This window comes from Pseudomonas sp. PDM15 (assembly GCF_014851565.1).
Lineage (GTDB): Bacteria > Pseudomonadota > Gammaproteobacteria > Pseudomonadales > Pseudomonadaceae > Aquipseudomonas.
The window spans coordinates 1-362 of record NZ_JACVAA010000034.1; the positions used below are offsets into that span (position 1 = coordinate 1).

Sequence of the window (362 nt, forward strand, 5' to 3'; positions counted from 1 at the left end):
ATCGGAGAACCTGTCGGCGGAGCTGTTCTACCAGTTGGAGTGGGATCAAACCGTGCTCGACAACTGCGGAACATTTTTCGCAGGAGCAGACTTTGTCGCCGATGGCTGCACCCAAGGGCTTAGCGTTGCTGGCACCGACTTCAATCGTGATGATCCGAGCTATATCTACGTCCCGCGCCGTGGTGACAACGACGCCCGCAACTCGGGGCAGTATGGCGTGGCCCTACGCTGGTTTGCTGAGGAGTTGAACAGCACCGAGTTCGGCTTGTACGCGATGAAGTATCACAGCCGAAATCCCTTCACCAGCATGTACACCACTACGGCCAATCCGCTGGCAGCTCCGGCATTCGGGGCCGCCGACA

Annotated in this window: 1 protein-coding gene; it reads left to right on the forward strand. The window is 58.6% G+C overall.

The features are described from left to right. A partial coding sequence (locus IB232_RS24090; RefSeq protein WP_192400907.1) for a DUF1302 family protein occupies positions 1-362 on the forward strand: 362 nt, incomplete at both ends.